General features: G+C 65.0%; 16 protein-coding genes. 5 read left to right on the top strand and 11 right to left on the bottom strand.

Annotated elements, in window-relative coordinates; genetic code table 11:
- Window positions 1-180 precede the first annotated feature (180 nt).
- From XI03_RS13095 to cyoA, 7 genes are read right to left on the bottom strand one after another with little or no spacing between them, the layout of a single operon-like run.
- Window positions 181-714, bottom strand: coding sequence for a response regulator transcription factor (locus XI03_RS13095; RefSeq protein ID WP_018316482.1), 534 nt, complete (start codon window positions 712-714; stop codon window positions 181-183).
- Complete coding sequence (locus XI03_RS13090; protein ID WP_028141839.1) at window positions 704-2,107, bottom strand: ATP-binding protein; 1,404 nt, start codon at window positions 2,105-2,107, stop codon at window positions 704-706. Before XI03_RS13090 ends, XI03_RS13095 begins: the two co-directional genes overlap by 11 nt.
- Window positions 2,079-2,930: an SURF1 family protein gene (locus tag XI03_RS13085; protein ID WP_271592363.1), complete on the bottom strand. Its 852-nt coding sequence runs from the start codon at window positions 2,928-2,930 to the stop codon at window positions 2,079-2,081. The genes XI03_RS13090 and XI03_RS13085 overlap by 29 nt, the downstream gene beginning before the upstream one ends.
- Entirely contained in the window at window positions 2,927-3,307 is a 381-nt protein-coding gene (cyoD, locus tag XI03_RS13080) for a cytochrome o ubiquinol oxidase subunit IV (RefSeq protein ID WP_028141837.1), read from the bottom strand. Before cyoD ends, XI03_RS13085 begins: the two co-directional genes overlap by 4 nt.
- Complete coding sequence (cyoC, locus tag XI03_RS13075; RefSeq protein WP_028141836.1) at window positions 3,304-3,933, bottom strand: cytochrome o ubiquinol oxidase subunit III; 630 nt, start codon at window positions 3,931-3,933, stop codon at window positions 3,304-3,306. The genes cyoD and cyoC overlap by 4 nt, the downstream gene beginning before the upstream one ends.
- On the bottom strand, window positions 3,934-5,931 hold the full coding sequence (gene cyoB, locus XI03_RS13070; protein WP_271592362.1) for a cytochrome o ubiquinol oxidase subunit I: 1,998 nt from the start codon (window positions 5,929-5,931) through the stop codon (window positions 3,934-3,936).
- Between the two features lie 12 nt (window positions 5,932-5,943).
- Window positions 5,944-7,104: a ubiquinol oxidase subunit II gene (gene cyoA, locus XI03_RS13065; RefSeq protein WP_271592361.1), complete on the bottom strand. Its 1,161-nt coding sequence runs from the start codon at window positions 7,102-7,104 to the stop codon at window positions 5,944-5,946.
- Window positions 7,105-7,284: 180 nt separating this feature from the next.
- On the opposite strand from cyoA, the gene XI03_RS13060 reads away from it, so the two are divergent.
- The gene (locus XI03_RS13060) at window positions 7,285-8,613 is read left to right on the top strand and encodes an MFS transporter (protein WP_271592360.1); all 1,329 of its coding nucleotides are present in this window, start codon (window positions 7,285-7,287) and stop codon (window positions 8,611-8,613) included.
- 195 nt (window positions 8,614-8,808) lie between these two features.
- Here XI03_RS13060 and XI03_RS13055 read toward each other — a convergent pair whose 3' ends face one another.
- Together XI03_RS13055 and XI03_RS13050 are read right to left on the bottom strand one after the other, a co-directional pair.
- Window positions 8,809-10,200, bottom strand: coding sequence for a M48 family metalloprotease (locus tag XI03_RS13055; RefSeq protein WP_240536542.1), 1,392 nt, complete (start codon window positions 10,198-10,200; stop codon window positions 8,809-8,811).
- Window positions 10,201-10,334: 134 nt separating this feature from the next.
- Window positions 10,335-11,105: a thermonuclease family protein gene (locus XI03_RS13050; protein ID WP_442869716.1), complete on the bottom strand. Its 771-nt coding sequence runs from the start codon at window positions 11,103-11,105 to the stop codon at window positions 10,335-10,337.
- Window positions 11,106-11,518: 413 nt separating this feature from the next.
- Between XI03_RS13050 and XI03_RS13045 the strand changes: the two genes are divergently transcribed.
- From XI03_RS13045 to XI03_RS13030, 4 genes are all read left to right on the top strand, one after another.
- The gene (locus tag XI03_RS13045) at window positions 11,519-12,727 is read left to right on the top strand and encodes an ABC transporter substrate-binding protein (protein ID WP_038951152.1); all 1,209 of its coding nucleotides are present in this window, start codon (window positions 11,519-11,521) and stop codon (window positions 12,725-12,727) included.
- 136 nt (window positions 12,728-12,863) lie between these two features.
- Window positions 12,864-13,652 (top strand): enoyl-CoA hydratase, encoded by a 789-nt coding sequence (locus tag XI03_RS13040; RefSeq protein ID WP_028141830.1) that lies wholly within the window; start codon window positions 12,864-12,866, stop codon window positions 13,650-13,652.
- Window positions 13,653-13,654: 2 nt separating this feature from the next.
- Window positions 13,655-14,401 carry a hypothetical protein gene (locus tag XI03_RS13035; protein ID WP_271592358.1) on the top strand — a complete coding sequence of 249 codons (747 nt, stop codon included), beginning with the start codon at window positions 13,655-13,657 and terminating at the stop codon, window positions 14,399-14,401.
- A 183-nt stretch (window positions 14,402-14,584) separates the two neighbouring features.
- Window positions 14,585-16,699: an acetate--CoA ligase family protein gene (locus tag XI03_RS13030; protein WP_271592376.1), complete on the top strand. Its 2,115-nt coding sequence runs from the start codon at window positions 14,585-14,587 to the stop codon at window positions 16,697-16,699.
- A gap of 208 nt (window positions 16,700-16,907) precedes the next feature.
- On the opposite strand, the gene XI03_RS13025 is transcribed toward XI03_RS13030, so the two are convergent.
- The gene (locus tag XI03_RS13025) at window positions 16,908-17,720 is read right to left on the bottom strand and encodes an enoyl-CoA hydratase/isomerase family protein (RefSeq protein ID WP_271592357.1); all 813 of its coding nucleotides are present in this window, start codon (window positions 17,718-17,720) and stop codon (window positions 16,908-16,910) included.
- Between the two features lie 16 nt (window positions 17,721-17,736).
- Window positions 17,737-18,897: an acyl-CoA dehydrogenase family protein gene (locus XI03_RS13020; protein WP_271592356.1), complete on the bottom strand. Its 1,161-nt coding sequence runs from the start codon at window positions 18,895-18,897 to the stop codon at window positions 17,737-17,739.
- Between the last annotated feature and the right edge of the window lie 16 nt (window positions 18,898-18,913).

The following is an 18,913-nucleotide window of genomic DNA, read 5'->3' as shown; positions in this document are numbered from 1 at the left end:
GCGCAAGCAATCAAAAGCCCGGCCTCGCGCCGGGCTTTTTGTTTGGGGTCGTAGCCGTCATTCCGGGGCTCGCGAAGCGAGAGCCCGGAATCCATTCAACCACCGTCTTTGCCGCCTGATGGATTCCGGGCTCGTGCTCCGCACGCCCCGGAATGACGGCGGTGAGACCTTGGTGAAGGCCTACTTCACCGGCCGCTTCTCGAGCTTGCGCGCCAGCGTGCGCCGGTGCATGCCGAGCCTTCGCGCCGCTTCCGAGATGTTGAAATCCGTCTCGATCAGGGTCTGGTGGATGCGCTCCCATTCCAGCGTCTTGATCGAGGTCGGCCGTGCATCGAGCGCGACCTCGGCGTTGCCTTCGGCCTTGTTGAAGGCGGCTTCGATGTCGTCGGTGTTCGAGGGCTTTGCGAGATAGTGGCAGGCGCCCAGCTTGATCGCCTCGACGGCGGTCGAAATGCTGGCAAAGCCTGTGAGCACCACGATCAGCATGTCAGGATCATGCGTGTGCAGGAGCTCGACGCAGGCAAGGCCGGAGGCGCCGCCGAGCTTGAGGTCGACGACGGCGTGGCCGAAGGAGCGTTCCTCCAGCACGTTCCGCACGTCCTCGATCGAGGCGGCGAGCACGACATCATAGCCGCGGCGCTCGAACGAGCGCTTCAGCGTGCGCGCAAAGCCGGCATCGTCCTCGACGACGATGAGCGAACGGTCAGGCGTCAAAATTGCCTCCGATCGCCAGCGTTGCGAGCGGCAGCGTGAGGCGGACCGTGGCGCCGCGCTTCCTGTGGTTCTCGGCGGTCACGCTGCCTCCGAGCTTGCGCACGACGTTCACCACCAGGAACAGCCCGAGCCCGCCGCCAGCGCGGCCCTTGCTCGAGTGATAGGGCTTTCCGAGCTGCGCCAACATCTCCGGCGCAAAGCCCGGGCCGCGATCGCTGATCGACAGCACGAGATTGTCGCCCTCGCGCTCGGCGACGAGCTCGACCCATTCCCGCGAGACCTCGTAGGCGTTGTCGAGCACGTTGAAGATGACCTGCTTCAACGCGATGTCGGAGACGATGGCGACGTCCGCGCCGAACGTATTGACGAAGTAGAGCGTCCGCGCCGAGCGCGCGTCGCGCCATTCGTCGACCAGGGCGGTGACGAAGGCCGTCACCGTCGTCGGCGATGAGCCTTCGCCGCGTGCTTCGCCTGCCGAGACCAGGATCCCCGTCACGATCGACTTGCAGCGTTGCAGCGAGGTCTCCATCTCCGCGAGGTCCTCGGCGAGCTCCTGATCGGCGGCAAGATCGGGCATGCGGCGCCAATCGCTGAGGATCACCGAGAGCGAGGCGAGCGGCGTGCCGAGCTCATGGGCCGCGCCGGAGGCGAGCAGGCCCATGCGGACGATGTGATCCTGCTCGGCGGCATGCTGGCGCAAGGCCGCCAGATGCGCGTCGCGCTCCCTCAGGTTTCGATTGATGCGCGTGACGAACACGACCAGCAGCACGGCGTTGAGCACGAAGCCCAGCAGCATGCCGGCGACCGTGAGCGTGTAGGTCTCGCTCAATGGGTTGGGCGGCAGGTCCAGCGGGCGGTATGCCAGCGTCAGCCAGACAAAACTCGCGCAGGTCAGCGCGACCAGCGACCAGGTTGAGCGGGCATCGAGCAGCACCGCGCCGAGCGTCACCTGGAGCAGGAACAGCGAGGTGAAGGGATTGGTGGCGCCGCCAGAGAGGTAGAGCTGCGCGGTCAGCGCGGCGACGTCCAGCATCAAGGCGACCAGCAGCTCGTTGTTGGTGATCGCAGCGCGATGGCGCACCCAGACGAGGCTGGAGACGTTGAGCAGCACCAGCGCGCCGATCACCGCGCCCATCCGCTCCAGCGGCAGGGGAATGCCGAGCCCGAAATGCACGCCGCCGATGGTCACGATCTGGCCGACCACCGCGGTCCAGCGCAGCTGGATCAGCAGCGCCATGTTCTTGCGGTTGGTCTCGTCGTCGGTCGGAGTCGTGCCGATCAGCTCGCTGCGCGCGTCGGCCTGCGATTGCAGCGTGACGGCCAGCCCGTCATGCGCAAATGGTTGGGAAAGCGTCTTCCCGTCGTCAGGCCTGTTCGACGATCGTTCCAGCATCTGATCCCGTCCTGCGGGCGACGGCATCGGAGCCGCCGGCCGGTTCGTGGACGAAGCGTTTGCGGCGGAACAGCCCGCCGCCGAATGTGACGAAGAGTTTACCTGCCAGCATGAAAGCCAGGGCGAACCACGTCAGCGCGTAGATCAGGTGGTTATTGGGAAAGCTGACCACGGTCAATCCGCCGATCGGCCCGCCGCCGGATTGTGATCCGGCATCGGCATCGACGAAGAACGGCGCGACATCGTGCAGACCGCGGGCCGTCGCGATCGCGGCGACATCGCGCGAATACCAGCGGTTGTGCTGGGGCACGTTGTTCCGGAGGAATCCGCCTTTCGGCTCTGTGATGCGGAGCAGGCCGGTGATCTCGACCTGGCCGTCCGGATTGCCGTCCCGGCGCGTCGATGCGTCGCGCCGCTCGGACGGCACGAAGCCGCGGTTGACCAGGACCTGTGTGCCGTCGCTGCGCTGGAGCGGTGTCAGCACCCAATAGCCCGGGCCTTCCTCGGTGACCGCCTGGACCAGCGTCTCGCGGTCATGCAGGAAGCGGCCGGCGACGATGACATGCCTGTATTCGTCATTTGCCGTGGAAACCGCAGGCCATGAATCGGGCGAGGGGACCGGCTGGGCCGGGGCATGGACGCGCTGCTCGACGCGGTCGATCAGCGCCAGCTTCCAGGCGCGGCGCTCGATCTGCCAGACGCCGAGTGCGATCAGAAGAACAAAGGCCGTCAGCGAGAGGACCGTGAGCCACAAGGACGGGGACCGCGCAGCCTCGCTGCGCGCTCCGTTCGCCCTGCTTGTCTCGGTCCCTGACTCGCTCACTTCATTCCGCTCATCTGGTGCATCGGCATCATGTTGCTGTTGAGGTGGCTCATCACCCACAGCGAACCCGACAGCGCGATCACCACCATCACGATGGTGAAGATCAGCGCCATCATGCTCCAGCCGTTCTCGGACGTCGTGTTCATGTGCAGGAAGTAGATCATGTGCACGACGATCTGCACGACCGCGAAGGCCATGATCACGAGCGCCGTGATCTGCTTGCTCGGCAGTGCGCCGCTCATCACCAGCCAGAACGGGATCGCGGTCAGCACGACCGAGAGCACGAAACCGAGCATATAGGTCGAGAACGAGCCGTGGGCGTGGCCGCCTTCGTGGTGATGATCGCCCGCATGGGCGGCATGAGTATCGGTGTTCATCGCAGAACTCCCAGGAGATAGACGAAGGTGAAGACGCCGATCCAGACCACGTCGAGGAAGTGCCAGAACATCGAGAGGCACATCAGACGGCGGCGGTTGGCTTCGATCAGGCCGAACTTCTGGACCTGCACCATCAGCGTCACCAGCCAGATCAGGCCGCAGGAAACGTGCAGGCCGTGGGTGCCGACCAGGGTGAAGAACGCCGAAAGGAAAGCGCTGCGCTGGGGCGTGGCGCCTTCATGGATCATGTGAGCGAACTCGGTGAGTTCGATGCCGATGAAGGCGAGGCCGAACAAGCCGGTGATCGCCAGCCAGACCTGCGTCTGTGCGACCCGGTTCTGCTGCATCGTCAGCATGGCAAAACCATACGTGATCGATGACAGCAGCAGCATCGAGGTGTTCACCGCGACCAGGTTCAGGTCGAACAGGTCCTTCGGCGCGGGACCTGCGGCGTAGTTGCCGCCGAGCACGCCGAAGGTGGCGAACAGGATCGCGAAGATGAGACAGTCGCTCATCAGGTAGATCCAGAAGCCGAGCGAGGTGCTCCAGCCTTCCGGATGCGGGTGTTCGTCGGCGAGATAGAAGACCGGCTCGCCGGTTTGGGAGGGATTGACAGCGACAGTCATTTACTTGGCTCCGGCGAGCAGTTTGGTGCGCGCGTCCTCGGTCCGGATGACGTCTTCAGCCGGAATGTCGAAGTCGCGGTGATAGTTGAAGGTGTGGCCGATGCCGACGACGAGCAGCGCGGCGAAGCTCACGGCGGCGAGCCACCAGATGTACCAGATCAAGCCGAATCCCATCGCGGTGGCGAGGCCGGCGAGGATGATGCCGGTGCCGGTGCTGCTGGGCATGTGGATCGGCTTGAACCCGGTGAGCGGACGCTGGTAGCCGCGCTTCTTCATGTCCCACCACGCGTCATTGTCGTGAACGACGGGGGTGAAGGCGAAGTTGTAGTCGGGAGGGGGCGAGGAGGTCGCCCATTCCAGCGTGCGCGCGTCCCAGGGATCGCCGGTGACGTCCTTGAGCTGCTCGCGCCTGAGGAAGCTGACCGCGAACTGCATCAGCATGCTGAGGATACCGAGGAGGACGAGGAAGGCCCCGATCGCGGCGATGACGAACCAGATCTGCAAGGACGGATCGTCGAACACGCGCAGGCGACGGGTCACGCCCATCAGGCCGAGCACGTAGAGCGGCATGAAGGCGAGGTAGAACCCGGTGACCCAGAACCAGAACGACATCTTGCCCCAGAACGGATCGAGCTTGAAGCCGAACGCTTTCGGGAACCAGTAGGAGATGCCGGCGAAGGCGCCGAACACCACGCCGCCGATGATCACGTTGTGGAAGTGTGCGATCAGGAACAGGCTGTTGTGCAGGACGAAGTCGGCCGGCGGCACCGCCAGCAGCACGCCGGTCATGCCGCCGATCACGAAGGTCAGCATGAAGGCGATCGTCCACATCATGGGCAGCTCGTAGCGGATACGGCCGCGATACATCGTGAACAGCCAGTTGAACATCTTCGCGCCCGTCGGGATCGAGATGATCATCGTGGTGATGCCGAAGAACGAGTTGACGCTGGCGCCCGAGCCCATCGTGAAGAAGTGGTGCAGCCAGACCAGGTACGACAGGATGGTGATGACGACCGTGGCGTAGACCATCGAGGTGTAGCCGAACAGCCGCTTGCCGGAGAAGGTCGAGGTCACCTCCGAGAAGATGCCGAACGCCGGGAGAACCAGGATGTAGACCTCGGGATGGCCCCAGATCCAGATCAGGTTCACGTACATCATCGGGCTGCCGCCGAAATCGTTCGTGAAGAAGTTGGTGCCGACGTAGCGGTCGAGCGAGAGCAGCGCGAGCACGACGGTCAGGACGGGGAAGGAGGCGACGATCAGGACGTTGGTGCAGAGCGAGGTCCAGGTGAAGACCGGCATCTTCATCATGGTCATGCCGGGACAGCGCAGCTTGACGATGGTGCAGATCAGGTTGATGCCTGACAACGTCGTGCCGACGCCCGCGACCTGCAGCGCCCAGATGTAATAGTCGACGCCGACATCGGGACTGTAGCCGATGTTCGACAGTGGTGGATAAGCCAGCCAGCCGGTGCGGGCGAATTCGCCGATGAACAGCGAAGCCATCACCAGCACTGCGCCGCCGACCGTCATCCAGAAGCTGAAATTGTTCAGGAACGGGAACGACACGTCGCGCGCGCCGATCTGGAGCGGCACGACGTAGTTCATCAGGCCGGTCACCAGCGGCATCGCCACGAAGAAGATCATGATCACCCCGTGGGCGGTGAAGACCTGATCGTAGTGATGGGCGTTGAGATAGCCTTCGGAGCCGCCAAAGGCGAGCATCTGCTGGCCGCGCATCATCAGCGCATCGGCGAAGCCCCGCAGCAGCATCACGATGCCGAGGATCATGTACATGATGCCGATGCGCTTGTGGTCGACCGTGGTGAACCATTCGCGCCAGAGATAACCCCAGAGGCGGAAATAGGTGAGACCGCCGAGCAGCGCGGCGCCGCCGAGCGCGACCACCGCGAAGGTGCCGACGACGATCGGCTCGTGCAGCGGCAGCGATTCGAAGCCGAGCCGGCCGAAGATGAGCTTGAGAAAATCAGGAGACATGCGGGGATCTCTTTAGGAGTCTGACTTCGGACGCAGTCCGAGGAAGAAGGACGAGGACTTGAGCGGCGCGAAGCTCGGCCGCTTCAGGCCGGCGCCGAGCAACGGCGCCGTGTCGACGGGAGCCGTGATGGACGCCGTGGTCTTGCCCTGCGGCGCATCGGGCGTGCAGGTGCCGGCCACGAAAGTCGGCTCCGGCCCGAGCGGGGTGCCGCGGCGGGCGTACTTGTCGTAAGTGAGCGGCAGGGTGTTGTTCAGGCCCTGATGACCGTTGCCGCCCTTGGCGTCGATCGCCATCATCTCGCTCTGGCACATCTTGCCGGTCTCGACGCACATGTTGAGGATCAGACGGTAGAGATCGGAGTCGATCGTGCCGTAGCGGCGCACCGGCTCGTTCTGGCTGGGCTTTTCGAGCTGGAGATATTCGGCGCGGCCGAGCGAGCCGCCGGCGGATTTGGCGCTGGCGATCCAGGCGTCAAAACCCTTGTCGTCGAGTCCCCGAAAGTTGAAGTGCATGCCGGAGAAGCCGGCGCCGCTGTAGTTCGCCGAGAAGCCCTTATACGTGCCGGCGTGGTTGACGACGGCGTGGAGCTTCGTCTCCATGCCCGGCATCGCGTAGATCTGGCCGGCGAGCGCGGGGATGTAGAACGAGTTCATCACCGAGGACGCGGTGATGCGGAATTTGATCGGACGGTCGACCGGAGCTGCGAGCTCGTTGACGGTGGCGATGCCGTAGTCGGGATAGATAAAGAGCCACTTCCAATCGAGCGCGACGACGTCGACCTCGAGCGGAGCCTTGGACTGGTCCACGGCGCGGTCGGCATGGATGCGGCCGAGCGTGCGATAGGGGTCGAGCAGATGGGTGCCCATCCAGGTCAGCGCGCCCAGGCAGACGATGATCAGCAGCGGTGCGGACCAGATCACCAGCTCAAGCTTGGTCGAGTGGTCCCATTCCGGCTCGTAGCGAGCGGCCGTGTTGGACTGGCGATAGCGCCAGGCGAACAGCACCGTCAGCGCCATCACGGGGACGACGATCAGGAGCATCAGGATGGTGGAGATGATGACGAGGTCGCGCTGCTGGGCAGCGATATCGCCGGCTGGCGCCAGCACGACGTAGTCGCAGCCGCTGAGCGCAGCAGCCAGAGGTAGTAGCGCCAGGATCTTGAGACGAGACACGGGCCGAGCCTTTGAGAATGAGTTTCTTTTGTGGGGCCAACGGGTAGCTGCGGCGCAACAATCCGGACATTGGACAATTTGTCCAATGTTGCAGTGCGGAATGTTGGGCCAGAGAAGGCCAGATTGCCCGGCGCCCGCCGGGCGGTCGGCTTTGGTTTTCAGGACGTTAAGGGCGCACGAATGGCGACGGCACAGACCCCCGCAATGGCAGACCTCCACACGGGCGAGCACGGCCACGACCAGGCCAGTCCCGGCGAGATCGCCATCGGCGTCATCATCGGCCGCACCTCGGAATTCTTCGACTTCTTCGTCTTCGCGATCGCCTCGGTGATCGTGTTCCCGCGCCTGGTGTTCCCGTTCGCGAGCGAACTGACCGGCACGCTCTATTCTTTCATGATCTTCGCGCTGGCCTTCATGGCCCGGCCGATCGGCACCGTCATTTTCATGACGGTTGACCGTGCCTACGGCAAGACCGCCAAGCTGATCTCGGCGCTGTTCCTGCTCGGCACCGCCACGGTCGCGCTGGCGTTCCTGCCCGGCTATCACGACATCGGCGTTGCCGCGATCTGGCTGCTGGCACTGGCGCGCATCGCGCAGGGTCTGGCCTGGGGCGGCGCCTGGGATGGCATGGCTTCGCTGCTGGCGCTGAACGCGCCGCCCTCCAAGCGCGGCTGGTACGCGATGGTGCCGCAGCTCGGCGCTCCGCTCGGGCTGATCGTGGCGAGCGCGCTGTTCGCCTATTTCGCCGGCAACCTCTCGGCCGACGATTTCTTCGACTGGGGCTGGCGCTATCCGTTCTTCGTCGCGTTTGCCATCAACGTCGTGGCGCTGTTCGCGCGCCTGCGCATGGTGACGACGGAGGAATATGCCTCGCTGTTCGAGACCCGCGAATTGCAGCCCGCGCGCATCGCCGACACCGTCGCAAGCGAAGGTCAGAACATCATGTTGGGGGCGTTCGCGCCGCTGGCGAGCTTCGCGCTGTTCCACATGGTCACGGTGTTTCCGCTGTCCTGGGTGTTCCTGTTCACCCGCGAAAGCCCGGTGCGCTTCCTGATCATCGAGATCGTCGCCGCCGTGTTCGGTGTCGGTGCGATCGTGCTGTCCGGCGTCATCGCCGACCGCGTCGGCCGCAAGTCGCTGCTGATGGGGTCGGCGATCGCGATCGCGATCTACAGCGGCTTTGCCCCACAGCTGCTCGATGCCGGCGCGTTCGGCGAGACCATCTACATGGTGATCGGCTTCATCCTGCTCGGCCTGTCCTTCGGCCAGTCCTCCGGCGCGATCGCCTCGAACTTCAAGCAGGCGTACCGCTACACGGCGTCCGCGCTGACCTCGGACATGGCCTGGCTGTTCGGTGCCGGCTTCGCTCCGCTGGTCGCATTGCTGCTCGCCACCAATCTCGGTGTCATCGCCTCGGGTGCGTACCTGCTGTCCGGCGCGTTCTGGACCCTGCTGGCGCTCTGGCTCAGTGGCCAGCGCGAGGCGGGCGACATGGACGCGGGGCGCTGAGGCTCAAGCGGTCGCCACACAACAGCTGTCGTAGGGTGGGCAAAGGCGCATAAGCGCCGTGCCCACCATCTCTCTCGATCGCAAAAGATGCGTGGGCACGCTTGCGCTTTGCCCACCCTACGGCAGCGAAGCTTGTGGCTCTAGATCCCGGGTTCACGCTAAGCGTGCCCCGGGATGACGCGCGCTTAGCGCACGTCAATCCGCCACGATCTTCACGCGATCGCGCACCTTCACCTGCGCGGTGCGATCGAGGCCGTTCAGCACGCGAAAACGCTCGGCGGGATGATCGACGCCGGCCATGCGGTGGGAGAGCGATTCCACGGTGTCGCCGGGCTGCACGGTGATGACCTTGATGCGCAGCGGTCGCGCGGCCTGGATCTCGTCCAGCGTCAGGCGGCGGAACGAATTGACGGTCTCGCGCGCATTGCGCTCGCTCTCGGTCGACTTCTGCCGGGCCGCGAAGATGAAGCGATAGACGTCGCTGCCGAAGCGCAGCGCATAGACCTTGAACTGCCACTGGTCGCCCTTGGCGGCGGCGGACGCGGCCGGGAAGCCGTTGATGGTGATGTCTTCGGTGGACGCCTTCTCGACGCCCTCCATCCAGCCGGAATTGAGGTAGTCGCCGAGCGACTGCTCGGCCGGCACCCGCACCACGTCGAAACGCATCGCCTGTGCGCCGCCCTCGCGCACGCCGATCACGGCCTGGGCGGTGTTGTCGAGCGTGAAATTGTCCGGCGCCTGGAAGGTGAAGCCCAGCTTCGGATGCAGGAAGCGGCGGCCGCGGACGAAACCTTCGCTGGGGTCTTCGCCGTAAACGAGATTGTCGATCGCCGCGAGATAGGTCTCGCGGTCGCGCTCGGCGCCTTCAGGCGCAGTATATTGCCGCGCAATGGTCTGCGCGTTCTGCACGCGCTCCGGGGTCGCCGGATGCGACGAGGTGAAATCCTGCGCGCGCGGATCGAGCGAGCTCTTGCCGGCCTTCAGCTCGGCATTGCGTTCCATCGCCGAGAGGAAACGCGCCGCGCCGTAGGGGTCGAAATGCGCCTTGGCCGAAATGCCGACGCCGATGCCGTCGGCCTCGAACTCCTGCTTGCGCGAGAAGCTCGCCATGGTGAGCTTGGTCTTGGCCAGCGCGAGCGCGGTGAGGTCAGGATCGTTGCTCATGTCGGTGACGACGCGGGTGACGATCGCGGCCTGGCGCGCCTGGTCCTCGCGCATCGCGGCGTGCTTGGACAGCACATGGGCCATCTCGTGGCTGAGCACGGAGGACAATTCCGAGGTGTCGCTGGCGAGCGCGAGAAGTCCGCGCGTGACATAGAGCTGGCCGTTCGGCAGCGCGAAGGCGTTCACGGCGCCGGAATTGAGGATGGTGACCTTGTAGCCCTGATCGGGACGGTCGGACGCAGCGACCAGCCGGTCGACGGTCTTGCTGACGAGTGATTCGAGCCTGGGATCGTCATAGGTGCCGCCATAGCTCGCCAGGATGCGCTCGTGCTCCTTCTCGGTGGCGGGTGTCTGCGCGACGGCCGGCTTGGGCTTGGGCATCGCAACGGTCGGCGGGGTCGCGGCGGCCTGGAACCGGCCCATGTCGCCACAGCCGGCGAGGGCCGTACCCAGCACGAGGCAAAGCGCGGCCGGCGCAGCCCGCAGGCGGCGGCCTTCATTCCGTACGTGCCGTTCTAGCACCCCATTCACGTCGCTTAACCCGTGCCTGGCCTGATTTAAGGCCTTACCCCTGTCGGCTCGTTTGCGCCCAGCAACTCGACCTGCCCCACGAGCCGCACATCAATCCGCGGCCCCGTACTTCCCTCGACCCAGCCCCGGACTCGAATACGCTTACTTTCCAATGACTTAAGGGTGATTCCAGCGCTTTCGAGCGCTGGCAGCGTGCGCTTTGAAATAGTCACGGCAAAGCCACGTGTCCAGTTCCGTCCGAAGTTGAGGTAGGTCATTGCCCCAGCTTGCCGGACCGACAGGACTTTACCCTCGACCACCACAAAGCGCCCGATCCCCGCCAAAATATCGTCCGGACTTTCCGCGTTTTTTATGGCCGACGGGTCAGCCCAGCTGCCCTTTTTTTGGCGCCGCGCCTCGGCCTCCGACGTCATCAGGGCCGCCGCGCAGTCCTTGTCCGTGATTTCGGCGGAGACCATGGCGTCGCCCTGGGCGAGCAGCACGGCCTGCACCGGGGTGTCGCTTTCGCCGATGAACACCAGCGCGCCCTGGCGGCCGTAGCGGTCGGGTGTGTCGTCGCTGCCGCGAAGCGTCACGTCGCGGCCGGCGAGCAGCGAAGCCAGCGCCTGCTTCGTCGTCGCCGTCGTCTCGATGCCTGCGAGGCGGATTTCGCGGCCATCGTCGAGACGCACGCTGCGGGCATCGACGATGGCAGCGACACGGCCTTCGCCCTGTGCTTCGAATTGGCACGGCGTCGCGAACGCGGTGCGACCCGCGATGAGAAGGAATGCGACGATGAGGTGAAGCCGTTGCGCCACGTGACCCGGAAAGGTTGTGTTGTGCGTCGATCTTAACTCAAACGATGCCAACGACGAAGGGGCCTTCGTAGGGTGGGCAAAGGCGCAACGCGCCGTGCCCACGATCTCTTCGTGGCCGTAATCGAAGTCGTGGGCACGGCGCGAAGAGCGCGCCTTTGCCCGCCCTACGGCAGCGCGTGTGGGGATTTGCTGTTACGTCACACGCTCGCAATGACGCGGAAAGATCTTGCGTCATTCCACCATTCCGCTTTGCGGAAAACATGACGCAATCGCAAGACGCGCATCGCAGCCCGCGCTTGCTGCGCTCTTGCGCATGCGGCATGATTGCGGCAACAGCGATTGCCAATAACGATTGCCAAGAGCAATAACCAAGCCGCCATCAGAGTACGGCGCGATAAGGGAGATCGTTTTCCATGAAGACTGTTTTGTCGGGCATTTTTGCCGCCGCGTTTGCCCTCAGTGCGAGCGCCACCGCGCAGGCCCAGGACAAGCCACCTCTCAAGATCGGCGGCATCCTCGACATGTCGAGCCTCTATGCCGACATCACCGGACCCGGCAGCGAGACCGCGGCCAAGATGGCGGTGGAGGATTTCGGCGGCGAGGTGCTGGGGCGCAAGATCCAGGTGCTGGCGGCCGACCATCAAAACAAGGCCGATCTTTCCGCCAACATCGCCCGCGATATGCTCGACAACCAGGGCGTCGAGATGATCTACGACGTCGCGGCTTCCGCCACTGCGCTTGCGGCCGGCGAGATCGCCAAAGCGCGCAACAAGATCATCATCTTCAACGGCCCGGGCTCGATCCGTCTCACCAACGAGGCCTGCGGTCCCTATACCATCCACTACGTGTTCGACACCTACGGCCAGGCCAATGTGACCGGCCTTGCGGCCGTGAAGTCTGGCCTCGACAGCTGGTTCTTCCTCACCGCCGATTACGCCTTCGGCCAGGACCTGGAGAAGGACACCAGTGCCGTCGTCATCAAGACGGGCGGCAAGGTGCTGGGCAGCGTGCGCCACCCGCTCAACACGTCGGATTTCTCCTCGTTCCTGCTCCAGGCCCAGGCCTCCAAGGCCAAGGTGATCGGGCTTGCGAATGCCGGCGGCGACACCGTCAACGCGATCAAGCAGGCGGCCGAGTTCGGCATCACCAAGGGCGGCCAGAAGGTCTCGCCGCTGCTCGCCTTCGTCACCGACATCGACTCGATCGGTCTGGAGACCGCGCAGGGCCTGCTGCTGGCGGAAGCCTTCTACTGGGACCTCAACGACGACACGCGCGCATTCTCGAAGCGCTTTCAGGAGCGCGTGAAGCGGCCGCCGACCTCGGCACAGGCCGGCGTCTACTCCTCCGTCACGCATTACCTGAAGGCGGTGAAGGCGGCCGGCACGACCGATGCAGCGACTGTCATGAAGGTGATGAAGGAGACGCCGATCAACGACTTCTTCGCCAAGGGTGGCAAGATCCGCGAGGACGGCCGCATGATCCACGACATGTACCTGTTCGAGGTGAAGAAACCGTCGGAATCGAAGGCCCGCTGGGACGACTACAAGCTGCTCGCCACCGTGTCCGGCAGCGAGGCGTTCCAGTCGCTGGAGCAGTCGCGCTGCCCGCTGGTGAAGAAATGACGCGAAGCGTCATCCCGGGGCGCGCATGAGCGCGAACCCGGGATCCATCGGGCCGCAGTGATCGTCGACAAATGGATTCCGGGCTCGCGCTTCGCGCGCCCCGGAATGACGAAGGAAACAACGAGGGAGGCGCCCCATGAACGACATGGTCCTGCAAAAGCTCGAAGGCGGGCTGCTCACCATCACGATGAACCGCCCGGAGCGGAAGAACGCGCTCAACCCCGAGATGGTGGCCGGGCTGGTCGAAGCGGCGCGGCGGGCGGCTGACGATGCGGAGGTGCGCGCGGTGCTGCTCAAGGGCGCTGGTGGCTCGTTCTGCGTCGGCGGCGACGTCAAGTCGATGGCCGCGGGCCGCGCGCCGCTGCCGTTCGAGCAGAAGCTTGCGAATCTGCGCCGCGGCATGGAGGTCTCGCGCATCCTGCACCAGATGCCGAAGCCTGTGGTGGCGCAACTCGACGGCGCCGCGGCCGGAGCGGGTCTGTCGATGGCGCTGTCCTGCGATCTCCGTATCGCCTCGGAATCCTGCAAGATCACCACGGCCTTTGCCAAGGTCGGCTTCTCCGGCGACTACGGCGGCACCTATTTTCTCACCCAGCTGCTCGGCAGCGCGCGGGCGCGCGAGCTCTATCTGATGTCGCCGGTGCTCACGGCGAGGGAAGCGCATGCGATCGGCATGGTGACCAAGGTCGTGCCCGACGCCGAGATCGACGCCGCGGCCCACGAGCTGGCACTGTCGCTGGCGCAAGGGCCGTCGATCGCGCTCGGCTTCATCAAGCGCAACATCAACAATGCCGAGCACCTGGCGCTGGAGGATTGCTTCGACGGCGAGGCGATCCACCACACCCGCTGCGGCGACACCGAGGACCACAAGGAGGCCGCCAAGGCCTTCGTCGAGAAGCGCAAGCCGACCTTCAGGGGCGCCTGACCATGGCGCCCTATATGCGATTGCGGCAGATCTGCCTGGTTGCGCCGCAGCTCGCGCCCGTCATCTCCGACATCGCGGACATCATGGGCCTCGCCGTGTGCTATCGCGACGGCAATGTCGCCAAATACGGCCTGGAGAATGCGCTGCTCCCGGTCGACACGATCATGCTGGAGGTGGTGGCACCCTTCAAGGGCGGTACCACGGCCGGCCGCTTCATCGAGAAGACCGGTGGCCGCGGTGGCTACATGGCGATCTTCTGCTGCAATGATCCCGACGAGCGTGGCCGCAACGCCAACGCGCTTGGCGTGCGCACCGCCAACGTCATCGACCATGCGCCCTATCACGGCGTCCAGCTCCACCCCCGCGACTGCCGTGCCGCCTTCATCGAGTTCAACCACACCGAAGGCAGCGACGACATTCTTGGCGCCTATCCGCCGGCAGGACCGGACTGGCAAAAGTTCATCCGCAAGGACGTGACGCAGGCGCTGACGGGCGTGGAGATGCAGAGCCCTGATCCGCAAGGCCTGGCCGAGCACTGGGGCAAGATCATCGGCGTTGCGCCTGAAGGTGCCGAGCTGAAGCTGCCCAATGCGACCTTCCGCTTCGTGAAAGGCGCCAGCGAGATCATGAGCGCGCTCGAGTTTCGGGTAGCGGATCGGGCGAGCGTGCTGCATGCCGCGAAGGCGAGGGGGCTTGCGGTTGCCGGGAGCGAGTTCCTGGTGGGTGGGGTGACGTTCCGCGTCGGTTGATGGTCTTCTCGTTGTCCGCCACCCTGAGGTGCTCGCCTCTTCGGCGAGCCCCGAAGGGCGACGGCCACCGGCGGGGCCGTTCATCCTTCGAGGCTTCTCATGGGACGCGTTGCATCCCATGCCTCGCACCTCAAGGATGACGGCGAGAGAGAGCAGGTCTCTGCGAAGAAGGACACATCCGCCATGCCGCATCCGCTCGACAGCTTCTTCGCGCCCGCCAGCATCGCGCTGATCGGCGCCTCGCGCGATCACGAGAAGATCCCGGGGCGGCTCTTGTCCATGCTGCGCAAGAACGAGTATCCCGGAAAGATCTATCCGGTGAACCCGAACTACGCGGATATCGACGGGCTGGCCTGCTACAGATCGATCGGCGACATCGGCGCACCCATCGACCTCGCCGTCATCATCATCCCGGCCCGTGCCGTCCTGTCCGCGCTCGAGCAATGCGCCGCCGCCGGCGTCAAGAATGCCGTGATCATCTCCTCCGGCTTCGCCGAGGAGGGCGGCGACAGCGCGGCGATGCAGGATGCGATCGCGGCGCTGGCGAGGCGCACCGGCATGCGGATATCCGGGCCGAATGCCGAGGGCTTCTTCAGCCAGGTGCAGCGCGTGGCGGCGACGTTCAGTCCGGCGGTCGATGTCAAGCCAGGTGTAGTGCCGCTTGTCGCCACCAAAAAGCGGATCGGCATCGTCGCGCAGAGCGGCGGCATCGGCTTTGCCTATTATCATCGGGCGCGGGCCCTCGGAATCGCTGTCAGCTATGTCGTCAGCGCCGGCAATGAATCCGATCTCGGCGCCGGCGAGTTCCTGGATTACATGGTGCAGGATTCCTCGACCGAGGTGATCCTGCTGTTCATCGAAGGCATCCGCGACGTCGACAAATTTCTGGTCGCCGCCCGGCGCGCTGCGGAGATGAAGAAGCCGGTGATCGTGACAAAGGTCGGACGCTCCGGCGCAGGCCAGCGCGCGGCGGCCTCGCATACCGCGAGCATGGCCGGCTGGTCGGCCGCCTATGACGCGGTGTTCGCGAAATACGGCTTCATCGTCTCCAACGACCTGGACGAAGCGCTGACGATCGCCGCGGTGCTTGCCAGCAATCCGCTGCCGAAGGGCGATCGCGTTGCCGTCGTCACCGTTTCCGGCGGTGCCGGCATCTGGGGTGCCGATACGGTGGCGCTGCAAGGCTTGCAGGTGCCGGAGCTGTCCGAAAAGGTCCAGGTTGGGATCAAGCAGTTGATGCCGTCCTATGGCACGGCGCGCAACCCGATCGACGTCACCGCGCAAGGCGTCACCTCCGGCGGCTTGCAGAAGAGCGTCGACGTCCTCGCCGCCTCGGACGAGGTCGATGCGATCCTGGTGGTGCTGTCGCTGTCGAGCGAGGTGCGCAAGCCCTTCAAGGAAGAGGAACTGACGCCGGTGCTATCGGCACAGCACAAGCCGGTGGTGTTCTATTCCTACACGGTGCCGTCCGACTTCGCGCGCCGTGAGCTCGCCAAATCCGGCGTCGTGGTACTCTCGGGCCTCACCCATGTCGGCGTCGCGATGCGTCGGCTCGTCGACTTCGCGAAGTTCAGTCTGCCGAAGCCCGTGGACGAAACCCGGCTGCCGGCACGCGACCTTTCTGTACATCTGAAATCGGCGGTCCTGTCCGAAGCAGACAGCAAGTCGTTGCTCCGCGCCGCCGGCATTGCACTGCCGGATGAGGTGCTGGTGAGAGACAAGAGCGAGCTCGACGAGGCGGTCGCCCGCGTCGGCTTTCCCCTGGCGATGAAGATCCAGTCGCCTGATATCGCCCATAAGAGCGAAGTTGGCGGCGTGCGCGTCAACATCACCACCAAGGGCGAGGTGTTTCTGGCATTCGAGGCGCTGCTGGACAATGCGCGCCGGCACCGGCCTGAGGCGACCATTCAAGGCGTGCTGGTGGGCCCGATGGCGAAGCGCGGTGTCGAGATCATCGTCGGCACGATGCTGGATGAGACGTTCGGTCCCATGGTGATGGTGGGTCTCGGCGGCATCACCACCGAGCTGTTCCGCGACGTCGTCTACCGCCCCGTGCCGGTCGACGCGGAGGCGGCGGGCGCGATGCTGGCGAGCCTGAAGGCGGCGCCGCTGCTGAGTGGATTTCGCGGGGCGGCGAAGGCGGACGTTGCGGCTCTGGCACAGTTGATCGCCGATATCTCCACGCTCGCCGCGCGGCATGGAAAGGAGATCGCGGAGATCGAGCTCAACCCGGTGCTGGTGCACGCCGAGGGGCAGGGCGTGACGATCGTCGATGCGCTGGTGGTGGGAAGGAAGTAAGCCGCTAAAGCCGCCGCTGTCGTCCCGGACAAGCGCGCCCTAAGCGCGCGCAGATCCGGGACCCATAGCCACAGGGAGCGGTTTGGCCAAGACGCGGAGTGACCAGCTTGCGCCACAACTTCTCCCTGTGGTTATGGATCCCCGCGTTCGCGGGGATGACAGGGGAGGTTGTGGTCGCTGTGGAGTGATACGGCTAGCGCCGCCGTGATCATCGCCCCCTGAAATTCGCCGCGCGACGTTCTTCCGTGGCCTTCACGCCTTCCTTGAAATCCTCCGTCGCGCGCAGCCGGGTCTGCTCGGCGAGCTCGTGATTGGTCGCGGCCATGACGCGATCGGCCAATCCGGCGCGCATCGTCGCGCGGGTGGAGAGCAGGCCGAGCGGCGAGCATTCGGCGATTTCGCCGGCGAGCTTCATCGCGGCCGCCTTGACCTGGTCCTGCGGCACCAGCTCGTTGGCGAGGCCCCATTTCACGGCTTCCTCGCCGGTGACGCGGCGGCTGGTGTAGAACATCAGCTCGGCGTTGTTCTTGCCGATCAGCTCCGGCAGCGTCGTCGTCAGGCCGAAGCCGGGATGGAAGCCGAGTTTCGTAAAATTCGCGGAGAAACGCGCTTCGGGGCAGGTGACGCGGAAATCGGCGGAGACCGCGAGGCCCAATCCGCCGCCGATGGCGGCGCCCTGCACGGCGGCAACAATCGGCTTCTTGGCGCGGAAGATGCGCACGGCCTGGATGTAGAGATGGTTGATCGGGCCGAGATTATCGGCCGGATCGCCCTTCTTCTCGGCTTCGCGCGCCTCCTGCGCCTGCCGCGCCGGATCGCCAAAGTTTGCGCCGGCGCAGAACGCCTTGCCCTGGGCCGAGAGCACCGAGGCGCGGATCTCGATGTCGCGGTCGAATTCGTCGAGCGCATCCGCGATCTGGTTGATCAGCGAGATGTCGAAGAAGTTCAGCGGCGGGCGGCGGATCTCGATGGTGCCGACGTGCCCGACCTTCTCGACGCCGATGTCCTTGTATGTGGTCATGATGATCCTTTGATGATTAGCGCAAACCAAGTCCGCGGGCGATGATGCCGCGCAGCACCTCGGTGGTGCCGCCCTGGATGGTGAGCTTCGGCGCGGTCTTGATGGCGAAGTCGAGCTGCCGCTCCAAGGTGTCGCGGTTGGTCGCGGTCTCCTCGACGAAAGCAGCAAGGTCGCGCACGCGGTGAGGAAGCTGCTGTTCCCAGACCGTGCCGATGTCCTTGACGATGGAGGCCTCGACCACCGGCTCCTTGCCGGCCTGCAGCATGCCGGCGACCGAGACCGACATGCGCCGCATGGTGTGGAGCTGCGCGACCAGGCGCCCGATGCCCTCGGCGCTGCGCGTATCCGGGTTCGGGCCGACCGCGCGAACGAGCTCGGTCAGCACGTAATAGGTCTCGAGGAAACGCTCGGGGCCCGAACGCTCATAGGCGAGTTCGCTCGTCGCCTGCTTCCAGGCGCCGTCGACTTCGCCGAGCACGTGGTCATCGGGCACGAAGAAGTCGGTGAAGACGACCTCGTTGAACTCGTACTGGCCGGTGATCTGGCCGATCGGGTTCACCTTGATGCCCGGCTGCTTCATCTTCACCAGGAATTGCGTCAGGCCGTGACGGCGGTTTTCCTTGGTCGGCTGCGACGTCCGGAAGATCGCGATCATGTAGTCGGCGATGTGCGCCGACGAGGTCCAGATCTTGGTGCCGTTGATCAGATAGCCGCCATCGGTCTTGGTCGCGCGCGTCTTTGCCGCGAACAGGTCGGAGCCGGAATTCGGCTCGCTCATGCCGATCGCAAAGCAGATCTCGCCGCGACAGATCCGCGGCAGGATGTCCATCTTGATGTGCTCGGGCGCGTATTTCAGCAGCACCGGTCCGCTCTGGCGGTCGGCCACGAAGAAGCGCCGCGTCGGCGCGTTGGCGACGCGCATCTCCTCGGTCACCACGTAGCGTTCGAGGAAGGAACGCTCCTGGCCGCCATATTTCTTCGGCCAGGTCATCCCCAGCCAGCCCTTGGCGCCGACCCGTCGGGAAAATTCGGGCGCGTCGGTGTCCTCGCGATTGGGCTTGTGCGGATCGAAGGTGCCGGCGGCGATCTCTTCGGCGAGGAAGGCGCGCACTTCCTTGCGCAGCTGCTCGCACTTCTCGGGCAGGCGGATCGGATCGAAACGGAGTGCAGCGGTCATGTGTTTCTCTCCCTGA

Origin of the sequence: Bradyrhizobium sp. CCBAU 65884 (assembly GCF_028128835.1) — a bacterium.
Taxonomy (GTDB): domain Bacteria; phylum Pseudomonadota; class Alphaproteobacteria; order Rhizobiales; family Xanthobacteraceae; genus Bradyrhizobium; species Bradyrhizobium ottawaense.
Note: the sequence above shows the minus strand (reverse complement) of the source record. Positions and strands in the feature narration are given on the sequence as shown.

Excerpts from the sequence above, each read along its gene's own strand:
- cyoB (WP_271592362.1), bottom strand. The coding sequence starts at position 5,931 with ATGTCTCCTGATTTTCTCAAGCTCATCTTCGGCCGGCTCGGCTTCGAA.
- XI03_RS13035 (WP_271592358.1), top strand. The coding sequence starts at position 13,655 with ATGGCGCCCTATATGCGATTGCGGCAGATCTGCCTGGTTGCGCCGCAG.
- XI03_RS13045 (WP_038951152.1), top strand. The coding sequence starts at position 11,519 with ATGAAGACTGTTTTGTCGGGCATTTTTGCCGCCGCGTTTGCCCTCAGT.
- XI03_RS13090 (WP_028141839.1), bottom strand. The coding sequence starts at position 2,107 with ATGCTGGAACGATCGTCGAACAGGCCTGACGACGGGAAGACGCTTTCC.
- cyoD (WP_028141837.1), bottom strand. The coding sequence starts at position 3,307 with ATGAACACCGATACTCATGCCGCCCATGCGGGCGATCATCACCACGAA.
- XI03_RS13020 (WP_271592356.1), bottom strand. The coding sequence starts at position 18,897 with ATGACCGCTGCACTCCGTTTCGATCCGATCCGCCTGCCCGAGAAGTGC.
- XI03_RS13060 (WP_271592360.1), top strand. The coding sequence starts at position 7,285 with ATGGCGACGGCACAGACCCCCGCAATGGCAGACCTCCACACGGGCGAG.
- XI03_RS13040 (WP_028141830.1), top strand. The coding sequence starts at position 12,864 with ATGAACGACATGGTCCTGCAAAAGCTCGAAGGCGGGCTGCTCACCATC.
- XI03_RS13055 (WP_240536542.1), bottom strand. The coding sequence starts at position 10,200 with ATGGGCCGGTTCCAGGCCGCCGCGACCCCGCCGACCGTTGCGATGCCC.
- XI03_RS13030 (WP_271592376.1), top strand. The coding sequence starts at position 14,585 with ATGCCGCATCCGCTCGACAGCTTCTTCGCGCCCGCCAGCATCGCGCTG.
- XI03_RS13025 (WP_271592357.1), bottom strand. The coding sequence starts at position 17,720 with ATGACCACATACAAGGACATCGGCGTCGAGAAGGTCGGGCACGTCGGC.
- cyoC (WP_028141836.1), bottom strand. The coding sequence starts at position 3,933 with ATGACTGTCGCTGTCAATCCCTCCCAAACCGGCGAGCCGGTCTTCTAT.